This is a genomic window from Nereida ignava (assembly GCF_047114695.1).
In the GTDB taxonomy this organism is placed as follows: Bacteria; Pseudomonadota; Alphaproteobacteria; order Rhodobacterales; family Rhodobacteraceae; genus Nereida; species Nereida ignava.
Window position 1 is genome coordinate 2,014,691 of sequence record NZ_CP112885.1, and the last position, 23,248, is coordinate 2,037,938.

Genomic DNA, 23,248 nt, shown 5'->3' on the forward strand with positions numbered 1-23,248 from the left:
CCGCGCGGGGTGCATTTTTGCCGGACATTACAGCTGGCAGTTATTTCAAGAATTTTATCCGCTGAGGGAGATACCGATGGCTGGCGCAGCAAATGTGACAACCGACACTTCCGTTTTGAGCCGCCTTGATCAGCAGCTTTTGAAAGTTGAGCGGGTCTTGGCCTTGTGCAGCGGTCTGGCCGTATTTGGCCTTATGGTGCTGGCTGTTGTTTCGGTCAGCGGACGGAATTTCTTCAATGCGCCCGTACCGGGCTACGTTGATTATATTGAGCAAGCCATGCCGCTAATCGCGTTCATGGGGGTCGCCTACACACAGCGCGACGGCGGCCACATCCGGATGGATATGTTGGTCGGCGCGTTGAAGGGGCGGCTTCTTTATGCGGTTGAGTTAATCACGACGCTACTGATTTTTATCCTGATGGTCCTGTTGGTTTGGGGCACTTGGGCGCACTTCCAACGCAGTTTTGATTTCGGATCCCCGATGTGGAGCCGCGACAGCTCAATGGATATTGCGCTCCCTATTTGGCCTGCGAAACTTTTGGCGCCGGTTGCCTTTTCGGTTCTGTCAGTGCGTTTGGCGCTTCAGGTGTGGGGGTATGGCCGCGCGGTTGTGACAGGGCACGCGGTGGCGGTGCCACTTCCGATTGATGCGGCGACGGCTGCCGCACTTGAAGCAAAAGCCGTTGAGGCGAACGACCGTAAGGAGGCCGCACATGGAATCGATTGAGATCGGCCTTTGGGTCACGGGTGCAATGCTGGTGGTGGTACTGCTTGGCATGCGGGTTGCGTTTGCTGCTGCCATGGCGGGCATGGTTGGGCTTGTTTGGATATTCTGGGCCAAGAAAGGCATGGCGCCAGATCAATTCATGTGGGCGTTGCAGGTTGCTGCCAAAACTGCGGGTCAAGTGCCGCATTCAAAAGTCAGCTCGCAGGCGCTTAGCCTCATTCCTACATTCATCATGATTGGCTATTTGGCGTATCACGCAGGCCTTACCAAGGCGCTTTTTGAGGCAGCCAAGCGGTGGATCGCATGGGTGCCCGGTGGCCTAGCCGTGTCCACCATCTTTGCCACAGCTGGCTTTGCTGCCGTATCTGGTGCGTCGGTTGCGACTGCGGCGGTTTTTGCGCGGATCGCCATCCCAGAAATGCTCAAAATCGGTTATGACAAACGTTTTGCTGCTGGTGTGGTGGCTGCGGGTGGCACGTTGGCCAGCCTCATTCCGCCTTCCGCCATTTTGGTGATTTACGCGATTATTGTTGAACAGGACGTAGGTAAGTTGTTACTTGCAGGCTTTATCCCCGGCGTCTTTAGCGCGATTGTATATGCTATTTTGATCATCGGTATGGCGCTAACGATCAAAGGGTTCGGCCCGCCAGTACGCGGCTTTACGTGGGGCCAGCGTTTTGCGTCATTGCCACCGGCCTTGCCGATTATCTTCGTCGTCGTGATCATCATTATGTTCGTCTACAACCCGTTCGGCGGCGATGCTTGGGGGACGCCAACCGAAGGCGGTGCAATTGGCGCGTTTGTTGTGTTCCTCATGGCCGTTTATCGCGGGATGCGCTGGCCCGAGTTGAAGGCGGCGCTGTTGGAAACGGCAAAGCTGAGCGTGATGATCTTTACCATTATTTGGGGCGTTTTGATCTATGTCCGCTTTCTTGGGTTTGCGGATTTGCCCGGCGCGTTTGCGGACTGGATTACCAGTTTGCCTTACGAGCCGATGGCGATTTTGATCTGTATTTTGCTGGCCTATGCGGTGTTGGGCATGTTCATGGATGCGATCGGGATGCTTTTGTTGACGCTGCCCGTTGTTTATCCAGCTGTGATGGCCCTGAACGGCGGCGAAGCGGTTTCTGCAGCTGACAGTGCGTTTGGCATGTCTGGGCCGATGTGCGCGATTTGGTTCGGAATTTTGGTGGTGAAAATGGCCGAATTTTGCCTGATCACGCCGCCCATTGGTTTGAACTGCTTTGTGGTTGCGGGAGTGCGTGACGACATCAGCGTGCAAGATGTTTTCAAGGGCGTTACCCCGTTCTTCATCGCTGATGCCATCACAATTGGCTTGCTGGTCACCTTCCCGTGGATTGTGCTGTGGCTGCCTTCATTGGCATAGGGTCACGGGGCAAATGCCTTAGAGCCCTTCGCTAATTTGAAGTGCCTTCAAAGCAGCTCGCCATTGCATCCGCGATGTTGGCGATAAGGTCCGTATAGGCCATTTCAGGTGTGCCGAGCGGATCAGCTGTAGCAAAGCGTACCTCAAGCCCTTCCGTGGCCACGCCAAGCAAACGCGTATCTGCTGCGGGTTCCGCGAAGGTGCATGTGACGTTTGCTTCGGTGAGTGTTGCACGCAGGCTCGCAATATGTGCGGGACTTGGGCTTTGCGCATCGGTCAGGGTGATTGCTCCGGCGGGTTCAAGGCCAAACCGAGTTTCAAAATACGCAAATGCGTCGTGCAAAACAGCGTAAGGTGCGTCTTTGTGCGGGGCCATTCTGAAGTCAATTGCTGACATGGTTTGCACTATTTCAGCCGCCGTCGTTGCCGCGTTTTGCTCGTAAGTTGCTTGGTTTTCGGGATCCACCTTCGACAGAGCCGCCGCAATTACATCTAACCACGCAATGGCATTGCTTGGGTCAAGCCACGCGTGTGGGTCAACAAGATTGCCCTGTGCATCTGTGTGATTGTGCTCGTCATGGCCATGGTCGTCTTGTTCTTTTTCGTGCTCATGCTCGTCGTGATCGTGGTCTTTATGTTCATCATGGCCATGGTCGTCATGTTCTTCCTCATGATCGTGCTCGTCATGGGCATGCTCTTTTTCGTGCTCATGATCATCATGTTCGTCGTGTTTGTCCGCGCCGTGATCATGATGCTCGTGCCCAAGATCACGCGGCTCGATCAGTTTTGTCGCTTCCGCATTCAAAAGGGATACATGCTCTGCGTTTTTGCTGAGTGTCTCAAGGGGTGCCTCTAGCCACGGGGTAAGTGCACCGCCGATCCAGAACACTACATCCGCATCGCGTAATGCGCGGGCATCGGACGGGCGCAGGGCGTAATCATGTGGCGATGCGCCGGGTTTGATCAAGTTGCGCGGTGTGCCCAAATCACCCATCACATGTGCGGCAAGGCTTGCGACAGGGGCGATGTCGGTGACCACGTTTGGCGTTTGTGCAGCAGCAGGAAGCGCTGCCAGTGTGGTGGTTGTCAGCAGGGCTGTGAAACGGGAAGAAAACATGAGAAGGACCTTGGGAGTGTTATAATATCACGCGGGTTGATATATGTTATAGTATATCATAACAAGTCCAAAATGCGTCGGACTTTGCGGCGTGTTGCAGGAGGTGCGCTGATGCAGCCAATCGGATTTAAATCCCATGATCACGGAACGTGCATCGCGCACAGCGTGACATCTGTGCAAAAGCAATGCGCTGAGCGGGGCCTTCAACTCACGCCCGTACGTCAACGTGTGCTGGAAATCTTGTTGGCAAAACATCAAGCCATGGGCGCATATGATATTCTCGCCGTTCTCAAAGCTGAAGGTTTTAGTGCGCAGCCACCAGTTGCGTATCGCGCGCTCGACTTTCTTGTAGGCAATGGCTTTGCTCATAAGATCGAACGATTAAACGCGTTTGTCGCCTGTTCGCACCCGTCGTCCGAACATGTTCCGGCATTTTTGATTTGCCGTGTTTGCGAAAACGTCGCCGAAGGAATTGCGAACTTGTCCGAGGATACCGTTGCGGCATCTGCAAGAGATGCTGGATTTATCATTGAACGCGCAGTAGTCGAGGCCGAAGGCGTTTGCCCAAACTGTGACGGAGCGCAACCGTGAAGACTTTGCTTGAAGCCCGCGATGTAGATGTTCGCATCGGCGCATTACGCGTTCTGGACCGTGTGAACTTTCGTCTTGAGGCGGGCGAAATCGTCACAATTGTAGGACCCAACGGCTCTGGCAAGTCGACATTTCTGCGCACACTGATTGGGGCGCATCAGCCGACGTCTGGCACAGTTACCCGCGCTGATGGCTTGCGCATCGGCTATATCCCGCAAAAACTACAGATCGACAGCACGCTGCCCATCACCGTTGCGCGATTCTTGAACCTGCCTTCGCGGGTTGGGGCCACCAAAGTGCGTGAAGCACTGGCTCAGGCGGGTGTGAGCGATTTGGCACAACGGCCGATGGTGGGTTTGTCCGGCGGTCAGTTTCAACGGGTCTTGTTGGCGCGTGCGCTTTTGGCGTCACCTGACGTGTTGGTCCTTGATGAGGCAACTCAGGGGCTTGATCAAACGGGGTCGGCGTCATTCTACCGCCAGATTGAAGAGGTGCGTCAAACCCTCGGATGCGCTGTGTTGATGGTCAGCCATGAGTTGCATGTTGTCATGGCCGCCTCGGACCGCGTGATTTGCCTGAATGGCCATGTGTGTTGCGAAGGCGCACCAGAACACGTGGCCTCAGCGCCAGAATACCGCGCACTTTTCGGCACAGGCACCCAAGGTGCACTGGCTCTTTATCGCCACGATCATGACCACGCGCATGATGAGGCCGGAAACTGTGTTCACGACCATCACGAGGCCCAGGGATGAGCTACCTAGATGACTTTTTGGTTCGCGCAGCACTTGCTGGGATTGGTGTTGCGCTGGCGGCAGGGCCGCTTGGATGTTTTGTCGTATGGCGCCGCATGGCCTACATTGGTGACGCGACAGCGCATGCAGCCATCCTTGGGGTGGCGCTTGCACTTGCGTTGAGTATTTCGGTCTCTGCTGGGATCATGGTGGTTTGCCTTCTCATGGCCACAGCTGTTTCAGGGATGAGCGGCAGAGGGCTGTCTGGGGATGCGCTTCTTGGCGTGATGGCCCACGGCACTTTGGCGTTCGGGTTGGTTGGGGTGTCGTTCCTGCAAGGTAATCGCATTGATCTGAACAGCTATCTTTTCGGTGATATTCTTGCTGTCAGCCCAACTGATCTTGGAGTGATTTGGGGTGGCGTGCTTATCATCTTGGGACTGCTCTGGTGGCGCTGGTCCGCGCTGCTGACATCAACCATGAGCGAAGATTTGGCGTTTGCGGCGGGTATCAATCCGCGCCGCGAGCAGTTTGTTTTGACGGTCGCCTTGGCATTAGTTGTAGCGGTGGCAATCAAAGTTGTCGGCGCGCTGTTGATTGCGGCCTTGCTCATCATTCCGGCGGCAACCGCACGTGCACTTGCCCGTAGTCCGGAAACCATGGCCGTTTTGGCGGCCTTAATTGGGGCGGCAAGCGCGCTTGGTGGTTTGGGGGCTGCGTTCGCTTTTGATACACCAACGGGTCCAACCATCGTCAGCCTTGCTGCGGTCTTCTTTAGCGTGTCGGCGATGACCCGTTTGGCATGGGGCGTGCGGGGGACTTAGTCGTCCCAGCTGATGTCAAACTTTGTGACGACTTGTGCAATTTGATCAGTCGTAAGGCCGTTTGGGTGCATGCCGCGCGTCATCATCGCAAGCCGCGCGCCGTCTTCCAATTCTTCGATCGCGTTGCAGGCCGCTTCAACGTCTTTGCCAGCCACCACAGGGCCGTGATTGGCCAGCATGACTGCACTTCGCTTGCCTGCTAAGCTGCGCACCGCTTCGCCCATGGCGGGATCGCCGGGAAGGAAAAATGGTAAAAGTTTGACGCGGCCCAGTTTCATAATACCGTAGGGCGTCAGTGGTGGGATGAAATTATCTGTGTCTGCGTCAGGCATCATCGAAAGGGCGACGGAATGGCATGAATGCAAATGCACCACGGCGCCTGCAGTGCTGCGCGTGTCATAAAATGCAGTATGCAAAGGCATTTCTTTGGTGGGGCTGTCACCGCCAACATGGTGCCCGTTCACGTCGAAACGGCTAAGCCGTGCGGGATCAAGGCGACCAAAACTTGTACCCGTGGGAGACACCAAAAGGCCACCGTCTTCGGTACGCGCAGAAATATTGCCGGTGCTGCCATGCGTCAGACCGCGATCAAAGAGCGATTTAGCGAGCATGCAGATTTGCTCTCTGAGGTGGGTGTCACTCATGCCGAGCCACCCAAGACGCCCGCCGCTTTTTCAAAGAAATCAGGTGCACCAAAATTGCCGGACTTAAGCGCGAGCGTCAGGTCTTTGCTGGTGCGCAATGCGGGTACACCGGGGTCAATTTCAGGGCCGATTTCAAGCTGGGCAAGCTTTAGGCCTTCTACAACCGCGCCTGATGTCTCACCGCCCGCGGTTAACAAGCGGGTCACACCGCCCGCAACCAGCATGGCCGCAACATCAGAAAAGAGCGTTTCAATGGCCTGCGATGACTGCTCAAGGCCATATTCACTTTGGACCGACTTAATGACCTCAGGATCAGCCGAACTGTACGCGAGCGGGATGCCATCAGCCTGCAGCGCCCATGACGTGATGTCTTGGGCGGTTTGGCGGCCCTCGATCACATCGGCAGCAATAATCTCAAGGCTGGGGTGTTTTTCTTTGTGGCGTGCCACTTGCTCGCGGGTCGCGACCGAGCATGATCCAGACAGGGCCACACATTTGCCGTCCTGACCGGCCCAGTTGGGGCGGCTTGGGCTGCAGCCAAAATTCGCAGGTAGACCAAGCGCCACGCCAGACCCACCCGTAACTAGCGGCAGATCGGCGGCAGCTTTGCCGATGGCCATTAGATCTTCGTCGCGGATTGCATCAACAATGATGTGGGTTTTCCCAAGGGCGTGCTGCGCGTCAAGCTCGGCTGAAATCGCGTCAGCGCCCGCGAACACTGTTGGCGCTACAACATGCCCGACCGAATGGTGAGTTTGCAAGCCCAACCAACGGCGCAGATCAGGGTCAGTCATTGGCGTGAGAGGGTGATGGCGCATGCCACTATCACTTAGTAGCTGATCTTGGACAAACAGATGCCCCTGATAAACTGAGCGGCCCGTTGTTGGAAAAGCAGGGCAGGCGATCACGCGTGTGGCGTTAAGCCGCGCGGCTAGTGCATCCATGACAGGACCAATGTTACCGTCGGGCGTGCTGTCAAACGTTGAGCAATATTTGAAAAATATCTGCGTGCAACCTTGGGCCAACAACCAATCAAGCGCCGCAAGAGACTGCTCAACAGCTTGGGCCACGAGAACGGATCGTGACTTAAGCGCAACCACACCGGCCTCAACATCAACAGATGCAGGGCCAGATGGAACCCCAGTGTATTGCGTAACGCGCATCCCGCCTTTGGCCAGCGTGTTTGCGAGGTCACTTGATCCAGTAAAATCATCACCAATACAGCCGAGTTTCATGCGCTATCCGCCTGTTCATGTCGTTGACGTAAGGGATAGCGGCTGGTCCGACAGATTGTCTAGGGGTATGTCCCAACACCCTTCGCTGTGAGCGGCAGGCTCTCTTCCGATATGCCTGATTGTATTGCGTTTGACGGAAATAGCAGTATCAGGTATGCACGAAACAATCGAGTAGACCGCATGAGCCAAAACGCCGACGAAAGCCTGCCGACACAAATGGTGGGACCCGCCAGAGATTGGCTTAAAACCTTGGGCAAATACCGCGAACCGGATACGTGGCGCAGCAGCTTTGAAATTGCTGTGACGCTTTGCCCGTTTGTGGTCCTGTGGGCCTGTGCGTGGTGGGCGTTGTCGGTGTCTTGGATCTTGGCGCTTTTCCTTTCGGTCATCAATGCCGCGTTCCTTTTGCGCCTTTTTTGTATCCAGCATGATTGTGGCCACGGTGCGTTTTTCAAAAACCGCGCGGTCAGTGATTGGGTCGGACGCGGTTTGGGTGTTTTGACCCTTACACCCTACGATGTCTGGCGTCGCTCGCATGCAATTCATCACGGCGCTGCTGGTGACTTGGGCCGGCGCGGTATTGGTGATGTGCAAACGCTGACCGTGTCAGAATATCGCGCTTTGTCGTGGGGTGGGCGGTTAAAGTATCGGGCCTACCGAAATCCGATCGTGATGTTTGGTTTGGGGCCTGGCTATTTGTTTTTGCTCCAAAACCGTCTGCCTTTGGGCTTTATGTCACAAGCGCGCTTTTGGGTAAGCGCCATGCTGACAAATGTTGTTATTCTCTGTGCGCTTGGCGCGATCGTTTACTTCAAGGGTCTGCAGCCAATTTTGTTGATCTTTATGCCAACCACATTGGTGGCGGCGACCATTGGTGTTTGGTTGTTTTACGTGCAGCATCAATTTGAGAACACGTATTGGGAAGAAACACCCGACTGGGATTTGCATGACGCAGCTTTTCATGGAAGCTCGCACTATGTGCTGCCGCCTGTGCTGCAATGGCTCACCGCAAATATCGGGATTCATCACATTCACCATCTTTACAGCCGCATTCCATTCTACCGGTTGCCGCAAGTGTTGGTCGACTGCCCTGCTCTTGGGACTATGAACCGGCTGACCATACGCGAGAGCTTTGCCCAAGCGCGGCTGCATCTGTGGGATGAGGAAAGAAAACGTTTGGTCGCATTTTCTCAAATTAGAACACCTGCAACCAGCGCTGTGCCAAGCTAAGCCATTTTTCTCACACTTGCAGGGCGCGCGGCGCAGGCTACCTACGGTCGACACGATCCAAATTGTATCACCGGCTCATGGCCGCTGGAGTAAGAAAACATGATTATTCTTGATGGCGGCATGGGGCAGGAACTTGTCAAACGTGCCGGGCGGGCAACAGACCTGTGGTCGATGCAGGCGCTGTTGGATGCGCCGCAGACGGTTCGTGAGGTGCATGACGAGTATTTTGCTGCCGGAGCGTCAATTGCTACGACGAATACCTATTCAATACTGCCAGATCGGTTGTTGTCCAAAGGGTTGGGGGATCAATTGACCCCTATGACCAAAACGGCCTGCGAAATGGCTGTGGCTGCACGTGATGCGCACGGATCGGGACTGGTTGCGGGGTCGTTGGGGCCGCAAGGGTTTTCATACCAACCGGACCAATGCCCACCTGCGGAACAGGCGGCCGAGGTTTATGCGGACCTTGCGAGATTGCACGCAAATTATGTGGACTTTCATTTGCTGGAAACGATGTCCTCTGTCGATCAGGCACGCGGCGGGTTGATGGGGGCACAGGTCACTGGGCTGCCTGTTTGGGTCGCGTTCTCAGTCAGTGACGATGACGGCCGTTTGCTGCGCTCTGGAGAGCCTTTGGCAGATGTGTTGCCACTTCTCAAAGAGTATCGCCCCGACGCGGTCTTGATCAATTGCTCATCACCCGAGGCGGTTTCAGACGGTCTGAGCAGTTTGGTAGGTCATGATTTCAAAGTTGGAGCCTACGCAAATGGGTTCACCAAAATTCATGCAGACTTCAATTCGATCAACGCAACAGTTGATTTGTTGGAAGCGCGCACGGATCTGGGGCCAGATGCGTATTTGACGTTTGCAAAAGGTTGGGCCGCAACCGGCGCATCAATCATCGGCGGTTGTTGTGAAGTAGGGCCAAAGCATATCGAGGCACTGGCGGAGTATTTCGCATAAGTGCGGGAACCTTGGCACATTTACGCCAAGGCTGGATTTAATGGTCGAAATGCGGCCCTAGGCGTAGGCCGCGTCAACGATGAACTCGACCTTTAGCTCAGGACGCGCAAGCTTGGCTTCCCCGCACGCGCGTGTAGGTGCATGGCCGGCGGGGACCCAAGCGTTCCATACTTCGTTGAGGCCTGCGAAATCACTCATGTCGGCCAGCCAGATCGTGACACGCAGCATGTCGTTGCGCGATGAACCCGCCTTGATCAACAGCGCGTCGATTTTCTCTAGGCACGCGCGTACTTGCTCTTGGATTGTGTCACCCTCGGCAACCTGACCGGTTAGATACGCCACGCCGTTGTGCTTCACGATTTTGGACGAGCGTTCGCCTGTTTCAATGCGTTCAATCATGGTGGGGCTCCTATGGCAGCAGTGTCTATCGTTCAGGGCATATAATGCGCTTTGGTCAGTGGGGTACAGAGGGGAAGCTGGCGGGGTATAAGTTGGCCTGCCACGACATGTTTGGTCAACACGTTGATTGCCGACCTCATTAGTTACTAGGCTGAAGCTAGACTAGTTTATGGTCGGCTCAAAAGCCGCGCGCAGTATCATAAAAAGGAAATGGTGGACCCTAGCGGGATCGAACCGCTGACCTCCTGCATGCCATGCAGGCGCTCTCCCAGCTGAGCTAAGGGCCCTTTGGTGCGGCTAAGTAGCCGCGTGGTGAGGGGAGTTCAAGAGAAAAACACCCCCCACATTCGCTAATTAATTGTCGTCGTCGCCTTCGGCAGCAACATCGGCGATTTCGTCCAAAGAAACGTTATCTTCGTCGTCATCATCGTCGAGCACATCATCACCCAGATCGACTTCGAGATCATCCTCATCATCGAGTACGAGCTCTTCGCCGTCTGCTTCTGTATCTTCAGCTTTTGCGGCTGCTGGATCAGCTTTGTCGGCGACCATTGTGCGGTTCTTGTTGACATCAACGGTAACTTCTTCACCCGTGTATGGGCTCACGATTGGCGTACGGCCAAGATCGTAGAAGCGTTTACCGGTGGTTGGGCAAAGGCGTTTGACGCCCCATTCGTCCTTAGGCATATCGGATCCCTTGGGTAATCGAGGGTTGAAACTATCTCACAGGCACGCCCTAATGGCATCGCTTGCGATGTGTATCGCTGGCAGGTGCCACACTCAGGCGGCTCTGTCAAAGTGATTCCGTCGCAATGTAGCTAGGATGGGCAGAATTCAGGCAATGACGACACTTGTTTTGGAAGGTGATCCTGTTGTGCGGGTCCATTTGCGGCGCTCTGCGCAGGCACGGCGGCTGTCACTTCGGGTCTCTCGATTGGATGGTAAGGTAAGCCTGACAGTGCCGACACGCGCGCCTGAGCGTGAAGCACTGGCCTTTCTGCGCGAAAAAGAACGCTGGTTGCGGCATCAATTGGCGGACCAACCGGTTGAGCAAATTGTTGGGATGGGTGCGCAAGTCCCGCTTGGCGGTCAACTATTTGAGATCGTTCAGGGGCAGGGCCGTAGGATTAGTATTCAGGGTACCCAATTGCAGGTGCCTGGACGCGCCGAAACGGCCGGTGCGCGTGTGCAGGGGTATCTCAAGGCGCAGGCGCGGCTGGTCCTGCACCGCGAAGTTGAGCAATTTGCGACCGCCTTAGGTAAGCCGTTTGGCCGCATCACGTTGCGCGATACCAGATCACGTTGGGGATCATGCTCGTCCACTGGGAATTTGAATTTCAGTTGGCGCTTGGTTATGGCACCGCCGAATGTGTTGTCATACGTGGCAGCCCATGAAGTGGCGCATCTTGCACAGATGAACCATTCCGAGCGTTTCTGGCGGGTTTGCGAAGAACTCTTCGGTCCCTACAAGGCTGAACGCGCATGGTTGCGGACCGAGGGGTCCGCATTGCACCGATACCGATTTGGATGATTGACGAAGGCTGACTTTGTGATCACAAATAACACATGTTGATACAAACCCGGCAAGATGCCTCCCCCACTGCGGCCCATGACCGTCTCTACCGCTCGCTGAGAACGCGCATCATGCATGGTGAGTTGTTGCCAGGCCAAGCGTTGACCCTGCGCGGGGTTGGCAAGGAATACGAGATGTCGATGACGCCCGTGCGTGAGGCAATGCGCCGTTTGGTAGCGGAAGGCGCGTTGTCTTTGTCATCGTCAGGTCGGATCACCACGCCAGAGTTAAGCAATGAGCGGATTGAGGAGCTTGCAGCCATTCGTGCACTGTTGGAGCCAGAGTTAGCCAGCCGTGCACTGCCGCGGGCGCATATGGCGCTTATTGAGCGGCTTGAGGCGATCAATGGACAGATTGATCAGGTGATCGCTCGTTCGGATGCGGTGGGGTATCTCAAGCACAACCTTGAATTTCATCGCACGCTTTACCTGCGCGCCCAAGCCCCTGCGATGCTCGCATTGGCTGAAACGGTTTGGCTGCAATTAGGGCCGACAATGCGCAAGCTTTATGGCCGGTTGCGCCGTACAGAAAGCCCGCGCAATCACAGGCTTATTCTGGCAGCCCTAAAAGCCGGTGATGACCCGGGCCTGCGTATTGCGCTTCGCTCGGATGTTACAAGCGGTTTGCGGATGCTCAAGCAATAGGTCTAAGAACAAAAAAGCGGGCCCCAGAAGACGCCCGCTTTTCCAAACTAATATATGCCGCAGGATTAGGCGTGGATTGCGCCGTCACCACAAGCTAGTGCCGCTTCGCGCACAGCTTCAGAGTAGGTGGGGTGTGCGTGGCAGGTACGTGCAAGGTCTTCTGCAGCCGCACCAAATTCCATGGCTACGCAAATTTCGTGCAACAAATCACCAGCCATTGGCCCAATGATGTGCGCGCCCAAAATGCGATCTGTTTGTGCATCAGCCAGAATTTTCACAAAGCCATCGGCTGCAAAGTTTGCTTTTGCACGACCGTTGCCCATGAAGCTGAACTTGCCCGCTTTGTAGCTGCGACCTTGCTCCTTCAGGCTCTCTTCGGTTTCGCCGACTGAAGCCACTTCAGGGTGAGTGTAAATCACACCTGGGATGACGTTGTAGTTCACGTGCGGGTGCTGACCGGCAAGCCCTTCTGCGACTGCCATGCCTTCATCTTCCGCTTTGTGCGCAAGCATCGGGCCTTCGATGGCGTCACCAATTGCATAGATGCCTGCGACATTGGTGGCGTAGTTAGCGTTCGTTTTGATCTGGCCACGGTCACTCATTTCAACGCCGAGCGCTTCCAGCCCCAAACCATCGGTGAACGGCTTACGGCCCGTTGCCACAAGTACCGTATCCGCGTCGATCGTTGTTTCGCTGTCGTCTTTGCGGGATTTGTAGGTGACTTTCGCCTTGTTGCCTTTGACCTCAACACCTTGAACGGCAGCACCCAGTGTGAAGGAGATGCCCTGCTTGGTCAGCAGTTTTTGGAAGGTGCGCTGGACCTCGGCGTCCATGCCGGGTGTGATGACGTCAAGGAACTCAACAACTTCAACTTCTGCGCCAAGGCGGGCGTAGACAGAGCCCAGCTCAAGCCCGATGACACCTGCGCCAATCACAACAAGCTTTTTCGGGATTTTGGGCAGTTCAAGCGCGCCAGTGCTGTCGACAACGATCTTTTGGTCAACTTCGATACCGGGCAGGGCCGATGGTACGGAGCCTGACGCGATGATGATATTTTTGGCGCTATGCACCTCGTCACCAACTTTTACCTGACCGGCTGCAGGAATGCTGCCCCAGCCTTTGAGCCAATCGATTTTGTTCTTTTTGAACAAGAACTCGATGCCTTTGGTGTTGGTTTCGATTGTGTCGCTTTTGTAGGACTGCATCTGCTTCCAATCAACGGAAGGTGCTTTGCCCTTAAGGCCCATAGCCGCAAAGTTGTGCTCTGCTTCGTGCAGCATATGTGACGCGTGCAGCAGGGCCTTTGACGGGATGCAGCCAACGTTGAGGCACGTGCCGCCAAGCGTATCGCGGCCTTCAACAACAGCAGTTTTGAGGCCCAATTGGGCACAGCGGATTGCACAGACATAGCCGCCGGGGCCGCTGCCGATTACGATGACGTCATAGTTGGCCATGGGGGTCTCCTTGGTATTAAATGAGGGCAGCGATTAGCATCGCAACAGTTGCGCCAAAACCAACCACCCAGATGTAGCTGCGCCACGGCACAAGGCCCTGAACATAGGCAGGCACATAGAGCAGGCGAGCGATCAGATAGATGTGCGCGCAGGCTTCTGTGAATGGGCTAGATTGATCCGAGAGCGTCACCACAACCACAGCGATGGTGAACATGATCAACCCTTCGAAGTGGTTGTTCATGGCGCGTTGCAGACGCCCTGCGGTGCCTTGCAGTTCAACTTTCTTGTCGCGCGGTGACATGGCGGCTTTTGTGCCGACCTGCATTTGCGCTGTGATTGAATAGAGCGTGAACTGAACAACCTGCAAAAGGGCCGCGAGGGTGAGGACGTAAATCTCTGTAGTCATTTTAGCGTGCCTTTAATTGCAGCAAGTGTCGAAGCGGCCCGCGCGGTCAAAAGTGACCTGCGGGCCACGTCATGGATTACAGATCCATCAGTAGGCGACGTGGGTCTTCCAGCGCTTCTTTGACGCGCACAAGGAACGTCACCGCACCTTTGCCGTCAACGATACGGTGATCGTAGGACAACGCCAGATACATCATCGGACGGATCACCACTTGACCATTGATCGCCATTGGACGGTCTTGGATTTTGTGCATGCCCAAGATGCCTGATTGTGGGGGGTTCAAGATGGGCGAAGACATCAGCGAGCCGTAGACACCACCGTTCGAGATGGTGAACGTGCCGCCTTGCATTTCGGCCATGCTCAGCTTGCCGTCACGGGCGCGCGCCCCTTTTTCAGCAATCGCTTTCTCGATGCCTGCAAAGCTCATGGCGTCTGCATCGCGGATAACGGGTACAACCAAACCAGTTGGCGTACCTGCAGCAATGCCCATGTGGACGAAGTTTTTGTAGACGATGTCTGTGCCGTCAATTTCTGCGTTCACTTCAGGCACTTCGCGCAGGGCGTGGATACAGGCTTTGGTAAAGAACGACATAAAGCCAAGTTTTACACCGTGCTTTTTCAAGAACAGGTCTTTGTATTCGTTGCGCAGCGCCATCACCTCGGTCATGTCGACCTCGTTATAGGTGGTCAGCATCGCGGCGGTGTTCTGGCTGTCTTTCAAACGCTTTGCGATGGTCTGACGCAGGCGTGTCATCTTCACGCGTTCTTCGCGGGATGCGTCGTCCGCTGAAACCGGTGCGCGTGGCGCGGATGGGGCGGCCGCAGTGGCGGCTGGTGCAGATGCGATTGCTTTCATAACATCTTCTTTCATAATCCGTCCGTCGCGGCCTGAGCCGGTCACTTGGTCTGCAGACATGCCTTTTTCGGCCATCAGTTTTTTGGCAGAGGGCGCGTCTTCAACGTCTTTGTCAGATGCGGCTGGCGCAGGAGATGCTTCGGTTTTGGCTGCGGGCGCAGATGAAGCAGCACCTGAGGCGCCACCGATCACGGCCAGTTTCGCCGTTGCATCCACAGTTGTGCCTTCGGTTGCGACGATTTCTGACAACACACCCGCGGCAGGGCTTGGAACTTCGACGCTGACTTTGTCTGTTTCCAGCTCACAAAGCATCTCGTCTTGCGCGACAGTGTCGCCCACTTTTTTGAACCATGTCGACACAGTCGCCTCGGTCACGCTTTCGCCCAATGTGGGCACCATGACGTCAACGGCTTGTGCTGCGTCACCTGCGTCGGCCTTGGGTGCAGCGTCCGCCTTTGGGGCGTCCGTATCGCCCGATGGCTTGGCATCGTCCGCGCTGATCTGTGCGAGCAGCGCATCGACACCAACTGTTTCACCTTCAGATGCCACAATCTCGGACAATGTGCCTGCAGCGGGGCTTGGTACTTCGACGGTCACTTTGTCTGTTTCCAGCTCGCACAGCATTTCGTCAACGGCCACCGCGTCGCCCGGCTTTTTGAACCAGGTCGCAACAGTTGCTTCGGTGACTGATTCACCCAGTGTAGGAACACGAACTTCGGTCATTATTTCTTTCCTTTGATCGTCAGGGCTTCGTCCACAAGGGCGGCCTGTTGTGCTTTGTGCGCGCTTGCCAAACCTGTGGCTGGCGATGCGGATGTTGCGCGGCCAACATAGGCCGGACGTTTCGATTTTGCGCCAATCCGGTCAAGGACCCACTCAATGTTGGGCTCGATGAATGACCATGCGCCTTGGTTCTTGGGCTCTTCCTGACACCAAACCATGTCAGCGCCTTTGAAGCGCTCCAGTTCTTTGACCAGCGACATCGCGGGGAACGGATAGAACTGCTCAATGCGCAATAGATACACATCATCAAGACCGCGCGCGTCGCGTTCCTCAAGCAGGTCAAAGTAGACTTTGCCTGAACACATCACCACGCGCTTGATCTTATCATCAGCGGCCAGTGTCAGCTCAGAGTTGCCTTGTTGCGCATCATCCCAAAGTACGCGGTGGAAGGACGAGCCGGTCGTAAAGTCCTCGCGTGTGCTGACAGCCATTTTGTGGCGCAACAGCGATTTCGGCGTCATCATCACCAGCGGCTTGCGGAAGTCACGGTGCAGCTGACGGCGCAGGATGTGGAAATAGTTGGCCGGTGTGGTACAGTTTGCCACGATCCAGTTGTCACCGCCGCACATCTGCAAGAACCGCTCAAGACGCGCCGAGGAGTGCTCGGGGCCTTGGCCTTCATAGCCGTGTGGCAACAACATAACGAGGCCGGACATCCGCAGCCACTTGCTTTCGCCAGAGCTGATAAACTGATCGAACATGATCTGGGCGCCGTTGGCGAAATCGCCAAATTGTGCTTCCCAAAGTGTCAGCGCGTTAGGCTCCGCCAAAGAGTAGCCGTATTCAAAGCCAAGCACCGCGTATTCAGACAGCATCGAGTCGATCACTTCGTACTGTGATTGGCCCTCGCGAATGTTGTTCAGCGGGTAGTAGCGATCCTCGGTGTCTTGGTTGATCAGGCCAGAGTGGCGGTGGCTAAATGTCCCACGTGTACTGTCTTGGCCAGATAAACGAACAGGGAAGCCTTCGGTAAGCAAAGAACCAAACGCAAGCGCTTCACCGGTTGCCCAATCAATGCCTTTGCCTGCACCAAGTGCCTTCTTTTTGGCATCCAGCATACGTTGCACAGTCTTATGAAGCGGATAGCCCTCGGGCGCGTGTGTCAGCGCGTTTGCTACTTCATCAAAAGTCTCATCCGCGATGCCTGTAGTGCCGCGCTGATAGTCATCACCATCGCGACGATCGAGGTGCGACCAGCGGCCATCAAGCCAATCTGCTTTGTTCGGTTTAAAGTCTTTTCCGGCCTCAAACTCGGTGTTGAGCATGGACTGGAACGCGGCTTTCATATCCTCGATTTCGCCTTCGGGGATGAGGCCGTCTTTTACCAAACGGTCCGTATAAAGCGTCAGAGTTGTCTTCTGCTTTTTGATCTTTTTGTACATCAGCGGGTTTGTGAACATGGGCTCGTCGCCCTCGTTATGTCCGAACCGGCGATAGCAAATAATGTCGAGAACCACGTCCTTGTGGAACTTCTGGCGGAACTCTGTTGCCACTTTCGCGGCGTGGACCACTGCCTCTGGGTCGTCGCCGTTCACGTGGAAAATCGGCGCTTCAACCATCAACGCAATGTCGGTGGGGTACGGCGATGAGCGGCTAAAGTGCGGCGCAGTTGTGAAACCAATCTGGTTATTCACAACGATGTGCATCGTGCCGCCTGTGCGGTGGCCGCGCAGACCAGAAAGGCCAAATCCTTCGGCTACAACACCCTGACCGGCAAATGCCGCATCACCGTGCAGCAAGATGCCCATGACGGCTGTGCGGTCTGTGTCGTTCAGTTGGTCCTGCTTGGCACGCACTTTGCCCAAAACAACGGGGTTCACGGCTTCAAGGTGCGAGGGGTTTGCGGTCAGTGACAAGTGCACATCATTGCCGTCAAAGGACCGGTCGGATGATGCACCAAGGTGATACTTAACGTCACCTGAACCGTCCACGTCCTCGGGCTTGAAGCTGCCGCCTTGGAATTCGTTGAAAATGGCGCGGTAAGGTTTGCTCATGACATTTGCCAAAACAGACAAACGGCCACGGTGTGGCATGCCAACAATGATTTCGCGCAGGCCCAGTTGGCCGCCGCGCTTGATGATTTGCTCCATCGCGGGGATCAAGCTTTCACCGCCATCAAGGCCAAAACGCTTGGTGCCCATGTATTTCACATGCAGGAATTTCTCAAAACCCTCGGCCTCAACCAACTTGTTAAGGATCGCTTTACGGCCTTCGCGGGTGAACTGGATTTCTTTGCCCAGACCCTCGATGCGCTCTTTTAGCCAGCTCGACTCTTCGGGGTTTGAAATGTGCATATACTGCAGCGCAAAAGTGCCACAGTAGGTCCGCTTCACGATATCAACGATCTGACGCATGGTTGCGATTTGCAGACCAAGAACGTTGTCGATGAAAATCGGGCGGTCCATATCGGCGTCAGTGAAGCCGTAGGATTTCGGGTCAAGCTCTGGGTGCGCGGTTGTCTCGCGCATGCCGAGCGGATCAAGATCAGCGGCAAGGTGGCCGCGGATACGGTAGGCACGGATCAGCATTAGCGCGCGAATGCTGTCTAAAACTGCGCGCTGGATGGCGTCATTGCTGACTTCAACACCCGCGTCGGCGGCCTTGTCTGTGATTTTTTTAGCTGCTGTTTTCGCTTCGGCAGGCGCTGGATACTCGCCGGTGATCGCAGAAGTCAGATCATCGTGCGGCATGGGGGGCCAGTCTGCACGCGCCCATGATGGTCCGCTTGCTTCGGCTTTTACATCAAGTTCCGCATCGCCAAGTGCGCGAAAGAATTCCTGCCACGCTTCGTCCACTGCGTTGGGATCGTTGGCATATTGAGCGTAGAGCTGCTCGAGATATTCCGCATTGTGCCCCTGCATAAACGAGGATGCATGGAATTGATCATTCGCGGGGTGGTCGGTCATGTGTTTGGCCTCATGGCAAGGAAGGACGAGCGAAAAATAAGGATGGGGCGCGGCAGGGAGGTGCCGCGCCCTTTAGGTGTTAGCCGATGGCTTCTTTAACGGCTTCGCCCAAAGTCGCGGGGCTGTCCGCAACGATGATACCCGCAGATTTCATGGCTTCGATTTTGCTTTCCGCATCACCTTGGCCACCAGCAACAATCGCGCCAGCGTGGCCCATGCGACGGCCGGGAGGTGCCGTGCGGCCAGCAATAAAGCCAGCGGTTGGTTTCCAGCGGCCTTTCTTGCGTTGCTCTGCAAGGAACTCGGCTGCTTCTTCTTCGGCTGTACCGCCGATTTCACCGATCATGATGATTGAGTGCGTCTCATCGTCATCAAGGAACATGTCCAGTACGTCGATGTGCTCGGTGCCTTTGATGGGGTCACCACCGATGCCAACAGCCGTAGATTGGCCGAGGCCCATATCGGTTGTTTGCTTCACGGCTTCATATGTGAGCGTGCCAGAGCGTGACACAACACCCACGCTGCCGCGACGGTGGATATGGCCGGGCATGATGCCGATTTTGCAAGCGTCCGGAGTGATCACACCAGGGCAGTTGGGGCCAACAAGACGTGATGTTGATCCCTCAAGGGCACGCTTGACGCGCATCATATCAAGCACAGGAATGCCTTCGGTGATGCAAACGATCAGCGGCATATTTGCGTCAATTGCTTCCAAAATACTGTCTGCCGCAAAGGGGGGCGGCACATAGATCACGGATGCGTTTGCTTCTGTGACGTGCATTGCTTCGTGCACAGAGTTGAAGATCGGCAGGTCAAGATGCGACTGACCACCTTTGCCGGGTGTTACGCCACCAACCATTTTGGTGCCGTAAGCAATTGCCTGCTCGGAGTGGAAAGTACCTTGGCTGCCGGTCAAACCCTGACAGATGACTTTTGTGTTTTCGTTAATAAGGACGGCCATTTTGCGTCTCCTTAAATGTTGTGCGCGGGCGGTGTCGCCTCGGGCGCGAAGAGGTTGCGAATGGGCGAGGGCCTTAGCCCTTCACCGCCTTAACGATTTTCTGAGCACCATCTTTGAGGTCGTCAGCAGCAATCACATCAACGTCTGAGTTGTTGATGATCGCCTTGCCTTGCTCAACGTTGGTTCCTTCAAGACGCACAACCAGCGGTACTTTCAGGCCAACCTCTTTCACGGCTGCAACAACGCCTTCCGCGATAACATCGCAGCGCATGATGCCGCCAAAGATGTTGACCAAGATGCCTTTGACGTTCGGGTCAGATGTGATGATCTTGAACGCTTCGGTAACTTTCTCTTGGGTAGCGCCGCCACCTACGTCAAGGAAGTTTGCAGGCTCTGCGCCGTAAAGCTTGATGATGTCCATCGTTGCCATGGCAAGACCAGCGCCGTTAACCATACAACCGATTTCACCGTCGAGTGCGATGTAGTTGAGGTCAAACTTGGACGCGGCCAGCTCTTTGGGGTCTTCTTCAGTTTCATCACGAAGGGCCGCGATATCAGCGTGGCGATAGATCGCGTTGCCGTCAAAGCTTACCTTGGCATCAAGCACTTTGAGGTCACCGGCATCAGTTACGATCAGCGGGTTGATCTCAAGCATCTCCATGTCTTTTTCCATGAAGGCTGTGTAAAGCTGGCCCATCAATTTGACGCACTGCTTAACCTGCTGACCTGTAAGGCCGAGTGTGAATGCGATACGGCGGCCGTGATACGCTTGGAAACCTGTTGCAGGATCAACGCTGAACGACAGGATTTTTTCAGGGGTCGCTGCTGCTACTTCCTCAATGTCCATACCACCTTCGGTTGAGCACACGAATGATACGCGGCTTGTTTGGCGGTCAACGAGCAGGGCAAGATACATTTCTGTTTCAATGCCGGAACCATCTTCGATGTAGATGCGGTTTACTTGCTTACCTGCGGGGCCTGTTTGGTGTGTCACCAATGTGCGGCCCAACATGCGTTTTGCTTCTTGTGCTGCTTCTTCAGCAGATTTGGCCAAACGTACACCGCCAGCTTCGCCAGCGTCGGCTTCGACAAATTTACCTTTGCCGCGTCCGCCTGCGTGAATTTGTGCTTTTACAACCCAAAGCGGGCCGTCCATTTCACCTGCGGCTGTCTTTGCGTCTTCGGCTTTGAGAACGGCACGGCCATCGCTCACTGGGGCACCGTAAGTGCGCAACAAGGCTTTGGCCTGATATTCGTGGATATTCATGGAAAATATGTCCCGTTTGGCTGCAATTAGAGCACCCTAAGCACGAAGCGCGCTTAAATAAGAGTAACTTTTTGCGCAGATTGGGAAAAAAGCGACATTTGTGATCACAGCTGAAAAAAGTGTGATCACAAATTTGGGGGCCGAAGTGATTTCTGTGACTAGTTTCACACATCAGCGAATCTTGAATATAAAAAGGCGCCCCGAAACGGAGCGCCTTAAAGACTGTCTAATTGGTAGTTTAAGCCAGTGAGTTGTCGATCTCTTTACAGGCAGACACGAGGCCCTTCACTGCGTTGATCGACTTGTCGAACATATCTTGCTCGTCTTTGTTCATCTTGATCTCGACGACGCGCTCAACACCTTCGGCGCCGATTACTGTTGGAACACCGACGTAGAACCCATTAAGGCCGTAGTTGCCATCAACGTACGCTGCACATGGCAGAACGCGCTTTTGGTCTTTGAGGTAAGCTTCGGCCATTTCAATCGCTGATGTGGCCGGTGCATAGAAAGCAGAACCATTGCCAAGCAAGCCAACGATCTCTGCGCCACCATCACGTGTGCGTTGAACGATCGCGTCCATCTTTTCTTGTGTCGTCCAGCCCATGTCGATCAAATCGGGGAGAGGAACGCCTGCAACAGTTGAATAGCGTACCAGCGGAACCATTGTGTCGCCGTGACCGCCCAGAACGAACGCTGTGACGTCTTTCATAGAGACGTTGAACTCGAGGCTCAGGAAGTGACGGAACCGCGCGCTGTCCAGAACACCAGCCATGCCGCATACTTTGTTGTGGGGCAGACCAGAGAATTCACGAAGCGCCCAAACCATCGCATCAAGCGGGTTAGTGATGCAGATAACAAAGGCATTTGGTGCGTGGGCTGCAATGCCTTCACCAACAGACTTCATTACTTTCAAGTTGATACCCAAAAGATCATCACGGCTCATACCAGGCTTGCGCGGTACACCAGCTGTTACGATGCAAACATCAGCGCCTGCGATGTCGGCATAGTCAGTCGTGCCCTTCATTGTGGCGTCGAAACCTTCGGACGGACCAGCTTCAGCAATATCGAGTGCTTTGCCTTGTGGTGTACCATCAGCAATGTCGAACAGAACAACGTCGCCAAGCTCTTTCAGCGCTACGAGGTGAGCGAGCGTGCCGCCAATTTGTCCAGCGCCGATAAGGGCAATTTTAGGTCTGGCCATGTGAGTATCTCCGGTCAGGTGAGTTGTGGGGGTCGTGTTTCAAGGGCGGTGCCTAGACCCAAAGTATGTTGCTTGCAAGGTTTTGAATGGATGCGCACCCTTGCTGAGCTAACCTGCGCTGACGTAAAGAAATGGCAATGCGACAATTTTCAAAGGCTTAGCCGCGATGGATCTGACATTTTCGTTTTTCGCTCTCGCGGTGCCTGCAGTGATCTTTGCGGGGATTTCAAAAGCCGGATTTGGCTCGGGTGCGGCCTTTGCGGCTGCATCGATTCTCGCGCTTGTGCTTGATCCGGCGATGGCGCTTGGAATCATGTTGCCGTTGTTAATGCTCATCGATGTCGCGGCACTTCGGGCTTATTGGGGGAAATGGGATTGGCAAGAAGCCCGCCGTCTTATTATCGGTAGTTTACCGGGGATCGCTGTGGCGATTTGGTTGTATCAGGTGGCAGACGCTGATGTGTTTCGCTTTTTGATCGGCGCGGTTTCTTTGTTGTTTGTTGCGTTTCAGTTGGCCAAGGCGCGCAACCTAATCACGAGCCGTGAGAAGGCATATCCGGGGTGGGCCGGAGTTTTATCTGGCTGTGTCGCAGGCTTCACAAGCTTTGTTAGTCACGCAGGCGGGCCTCCCGTGGCTGTGTATTTGCTTGCGCAACGGCTCGATAAAATGACCTATCAAGCGACCACGGTTCTTACATTCTGGGCGATCAATGCGCTCAAATCGCTTCCTTACGCCATTTTGGGCGTTTTTACGTGGCAAACCCTTTATATTGACCTGCTGCTCGCGCCGTTTGCGTTGATCGGGGCGTGGCTTGGTGTTCGGGCGCATCGCATCATCTCCGAGCGCGCATTCTTCATGCTGACCTATGTTTTGTTGGTCATTACTGGCAGCAAGCTGATCTGGGATGCACTAACTTAAATGCTTTTGCCGGTCACGCTTAGCTGACCTGTCTTTTCAAATGCACGGCCCGAAGCAACAAGGCAGGTGGGGCCGCCTGCTTTAGTTACGGTAATTGTCCAGCTGCCCGTAGCGTTTGAGGCGAATATCTCGACCAAAGCGTTATCAGCGCCAAGGCCAACAGATTGTCGTGTCTCACCATATTTCGTGGAAAGGTTATCCACAATCGTCGCTCGGTTTCCGCATTGGGCCAAATGCTGACTGGACGCAGTTAACGTCATTGCGGCTAGCAATAAATTCATACCAAAATTCCTCGTAAACAAACACGCGCCATATATCCCATACTAACCTTTTCATTTGGTTAACTTGGGTCAAGCGCTGCATCGCAGCAATTCGTACTTGTAATCATCGCATGAATAATGCGATGTCTGCGCAAGATAATTACTCAACC

23 protein-coding genes and 1 tRNA gene are annotated in these 23,248 nt (G+C 54.9%); 10 read left to right on the plus strand and 14 right to left on the minus strand.

All coding sequences use genetic code 11. The annotated features are described in order from the left end of the window. Positions 1–76: 76 nt before the first annotated feature. Entirely contained in the window at positions 77–727 is a 651-nt protein-coding gene (locus OLX08_RS09955) for a TRAP transporter small permease subunit (protein ID WP_391481180.1), read from the plus strand. Further along, complete coding sequence (locus OLX08_RS09960) at positions 714–2,114, plus strand: TRAP transporter large permease (protein WP_391481182.1); 1,401 nt, start codon at positions 714–716, stop codon at positions 2,112–2,114. Before OLX08_RS09955 ends, OLX08_RS09960 begins: the two co-directional genes overlap by 14 nt. A 31-nt stretch (positions 2,115–2,145) precedes the next feature. Here OLX08_RS09960 and OLX08_RS09965 read toward each other — a convergent pair whose 3' ends face one another. Then, positions 2,146–3,231 (minus strand): zinc ABC transporter substrate-binding protein, encoded by a 1,086-nt coding sequence (locus OLX08_RS09965; protein WP_391481183.1) that lies wholly within the window; start codon positions 3,229–3,231, stop codon positions 2,146–2,148. 111 nt (positions 3,232–3,342) lie between these two features. Here OLX08_RS09965 and OLX08_RS09970 point away from each other — a divergent pair, with 111 nt between their 5' ends. Genes OLX08_RS09970 through OLX08_RS09980 form a run of 3 tightly spaced genes read left to right on the plus strand, consistent with a single transcriptional unit; the run spans position 3,343 to position 5,377 of the window. Then, complete coding sequence (locus tag OLX08_RS09970) at positions 3,343–3,822, plus strand: transcriptional repressor (RefSeq protein ID WP_391483235.1); 480 nt, start codon at positions 3,343–3,345, stop codon at positions 3,820–3,822. Continuing rightward, positions 3,819–4,574, plus strand: a complete 756-nt coding sequence (locus OLX08_RS09975) for an ATP-binding cassette domain-containing protein (protein WP_391481185.1) — start codon at positions 3,819–3,821, stop codon at positions 4,572–4,574. The genes OLX08_RS09970 and OLX08_RS09975 overlap by 4 nt, the downstream gene beginning before the upstream one ends. Continuing rightward, a complete protein-coding gene (locus OLX08_RS09980; RefSeq protein ID WP_391481187.1) occupies positions 4,571–5,377 on the plus strand; it encodes a metal ABC transporter permease in 807 nt (268 codons plus the stop codon). Before OLX08_RS09975 ends, OLX08_RS09980 begins: the two co-directional genes overlap by 4 nt. Here OLX08_RS09980 and OLX08_RS09985 read toward each other — a convergent pair. Together OLX08_RS09985 and otnK are read right to left on the minus strand one after the other, a co-directional pair. Continuing rightward, positions 5,374–6,021 (minus strand): aldolase, encoded by a 648-nt coding sequence (locus OLX08_RS09985; RefSeq protein ID WP_391481189.1) that lies wholly within the window; start codon positions 6,019–6,021, stop codon positions 5,374–5,376. The two genes, OLX08_RS09980 and OLX08_RS09985, sit on opposite strands and share 4 nt — an antisense overlap. After that, complete coding sequence (gene otnK / locus OLX08_RS09990; protein ID WP_391481190.1) at positions 6,018–7,256, minus strand: 3-oxo-tetronate kinase; 1,239 nt, start codon at positions 7,254–7,256, stop codon at positions 6,018–6,020. The genes OLX08_RS09985 and otnK overlap by 4 nt, the downstream gene beginning before the upstream one ends. A 180-nt stretch (positions 7,257–7,436) precedes the next feature. Between otnK and OLX08_RS09995 the strand changes: the two genes are divergently transcribed. Both OLX08_RS09995 and OLX08_RS10000 read left to right on the plus strand, forming a co-directional pair. Further along, positions 7,437–8,486, plus strand: coding sequence for a fatty acid desaturase (locus OLX08_RS09995; RefSeq protein ID WP_391481192.1), 1,050 nt, complete (start codon positions 7,437–7,439; stop codon positions 8,484–8,486). Positions 8,487–8,585: 99 nt separating this feature from the next. Then, complete coding sequence (locus OLX08_RS10000) at positions 8,586–9,449, plus strand: homocysteine S-methyltransferase family protein (RefSeq protein ID WP_391481193.1); 864 nt, start codon at positions 8,586–8,588, stop codon at positions 9,447–9,449. A gap of 57 nt (positions 9,450–9,506) precedes the next feature. Here the strand turns inward: OLX08_RS10000 and OLX08_RS10005 are convergent, their stop codons facing one another. From OLX08_RS10005 to OLX08_RS10015, 3 genes are all read right to left on the minus strand, one after another. After that, positions 9,507–9,848 (minus strand): RidA family protein, encoded by a 342-nt coding sequence (locus OLX08_RS10005; protein WP_341245800.1) that lies wholly within the window; start codon positions 9,846–9,848, stop codon positions 9,507–9,509. A 211-nt stretch (positions 9,849–10,059) separates the two neighbouring features. Continuing rightward, a tRNA-Ala gene (locus OLX08_RS10010) sits at positions 10,060–10,135 on the minus strand. 67 nt (positions 10,136–10,202) lie between these two features. Further along, positions 10,203–10,535 (minus strand): TIGR02300 family protein, encoded by a 333-nt coding sequence (locus OLX08_RS10015; RefSeq protein ID WP_048599228.1) that lies wholly within the window; start codon positions 10,533–10,535, stop codon positions 10,203–10,205. A 154-nt stretch (positions 10,536–10,689) separates the two neighbouring features. On the opposite strand from OLX08_RS10015, the gene OLX08_RS10020 reads away from it, so the two are divergent. Next, positions 10,690–11,379 carry a M48 family metallopeptidase gene (locus tag OLX08_RS10020; protein WP_391481195.1) on the plus strand — a complete coding sequence of 230 codons (690 nt, stop codon included), beginning with the start codon at positions 10,690–10,692 and terminating at the stop codon, positions 11,377–11,379. 35 nt (positions 11,380–11,414) lie between these two features. Continuing rightward, the gene (locus OLX08_RS10025; RefSeq protein ID WP_048599229.1) at positions 11,415–12,065 is read left to right on the plus strand and encodes a GntR family transcriptional regulator; all 651 of its coding nucleotides are present in this window, start codon (positions 11,415–11,417) and stop codon (positions 12,063–12,065) included. 65 nt (positions 12,066–12,130) lie between these two features. On the opposite strand, the gene lpdA is transcribed toward OLX08_RS10025, so the two are convergent. The 7 genes from lpdA to mdh all read right to left on the minus strand — a co-directional run bounded on the left by lpdA (position 12,131) and on the right by mdh (position 21,899). Next, positions 12,131–13,519, minus strand: coding sequence for a dihydrolipoyl dehydrogenase (gene lpdA / locus OLX08_RS10030; protein WP_341245802.1), 1,389 nt, complete (start codon positions 13,517–13,519; stop codon positions 12,131–12,133). A 16-nt stretch (positions 13,520–13,535) separates the two neighbouring features. Beyond that, positions 13,536–13,925, minus strand: a complete 390-nt coding sequence (locus tag OLX08_RS10035) for an MAPEG family protein (protein ID WP_048599231.1) — start codon at positions 13,923–13,925, stop codon at positions 13,536–13,538. 76 nt (positions 13,926–14,001) lie between these two features. Next, positions 14,002–15,507, minus strand: a complete 1,506-nt coding sequence (gene odhB / locus OLX08_RS10040; protein ID WP_391483237.1) for a 2-oxoglutarate dehydrogenase complex dihydrolipoyllysine-residue succinyltransferase — start codon at positions 15,505–15,507, stop codon at positions 14,002–14,004. Then, a complete protein-coding gene (locus OLX08_RS10045) occupies positions 15,504–18,470 on the minus strand; it encodes a 2-oxoglutarate dehydrogenase E1 component (protein ID WP_391481197.1) in 2,967 nt (988 codons plus the stop codon). Before OLX08_RS10045 ends, odhB begins: the two co-directional genes overlap by 4 nt. A gap of 79 nt (positions 18,471–18,549) precedes the next feature. Next, entirely contained in the window at positions 18,550–19,431 is an 882-nt protein-coding gene (sucD, locus tag OLX08_RS10050; RefSeq protein ID WP_048599234.1) for a succinate--CoA ligase subunit alpha, read from the minus strand. Positions 19,432–19,504: 73 nt separating this feature from the next. Then, a complete protein-coding gene (sucC, locus tag OLX08_RS10055; RefSeq protein WP_048599235.1) occupies positions 19,505–20,698 on the minus strand; it encodes an ADP-forming succinate--CoA ligase subunit beta in 1,194 nt (397 codons plus the stop codon). 238 nt (positions 20,699–20,936) lie between these two features. Next, positions 20,937–21,899 carry a malate dehydrogenase gene (mdh, locus tag OLX08_RS10060; protein WP_391481199.1) on the minus strand — a complete coding sequence of 321 codons (963 nt, stop codon included), beginning with the start codon at positions 21,897–21,899 and terminating at the stop codon, positions 20,937–20,939. Between the two features lie 166 nt (positions 21,900–22,065). Here mdh and OLX08_RS10065 point away from each other — a divergent pair, with 166 nt between their 5' ends. Next, positions 22,066–22,818 carry a sulfite exporter TauE/SafE family protein gene (locus OLX08_RS10065; RefSeq protein WP_391481201.1) on the plus strand — a complete coding sequence of 251 codons (753 nt, stop codon included), beginning with the start codon at positions 22,066–22,068 and terminating at the stop codon, positions 22,816–22,818. Here the strand turns inward: OLX08_RS10065 and OLX08_RS10070 are convergent. Then, on the minus strand, positions 22,815–23,099 hold the full coding sequence (locus tag OLX08_RS10070; protein ID WP_391481203.1) for a hypothetical protein: 285 nt from the start codon (positions 23,097–23,099) through the stop codon (positions 22,815–22,817). The genes OLX08_RS10065 and OLX08_RS10070 overlap by 4 nt on opposite strands. Positions 23,100–23,248: the final 149 nt, after the last annotated feature.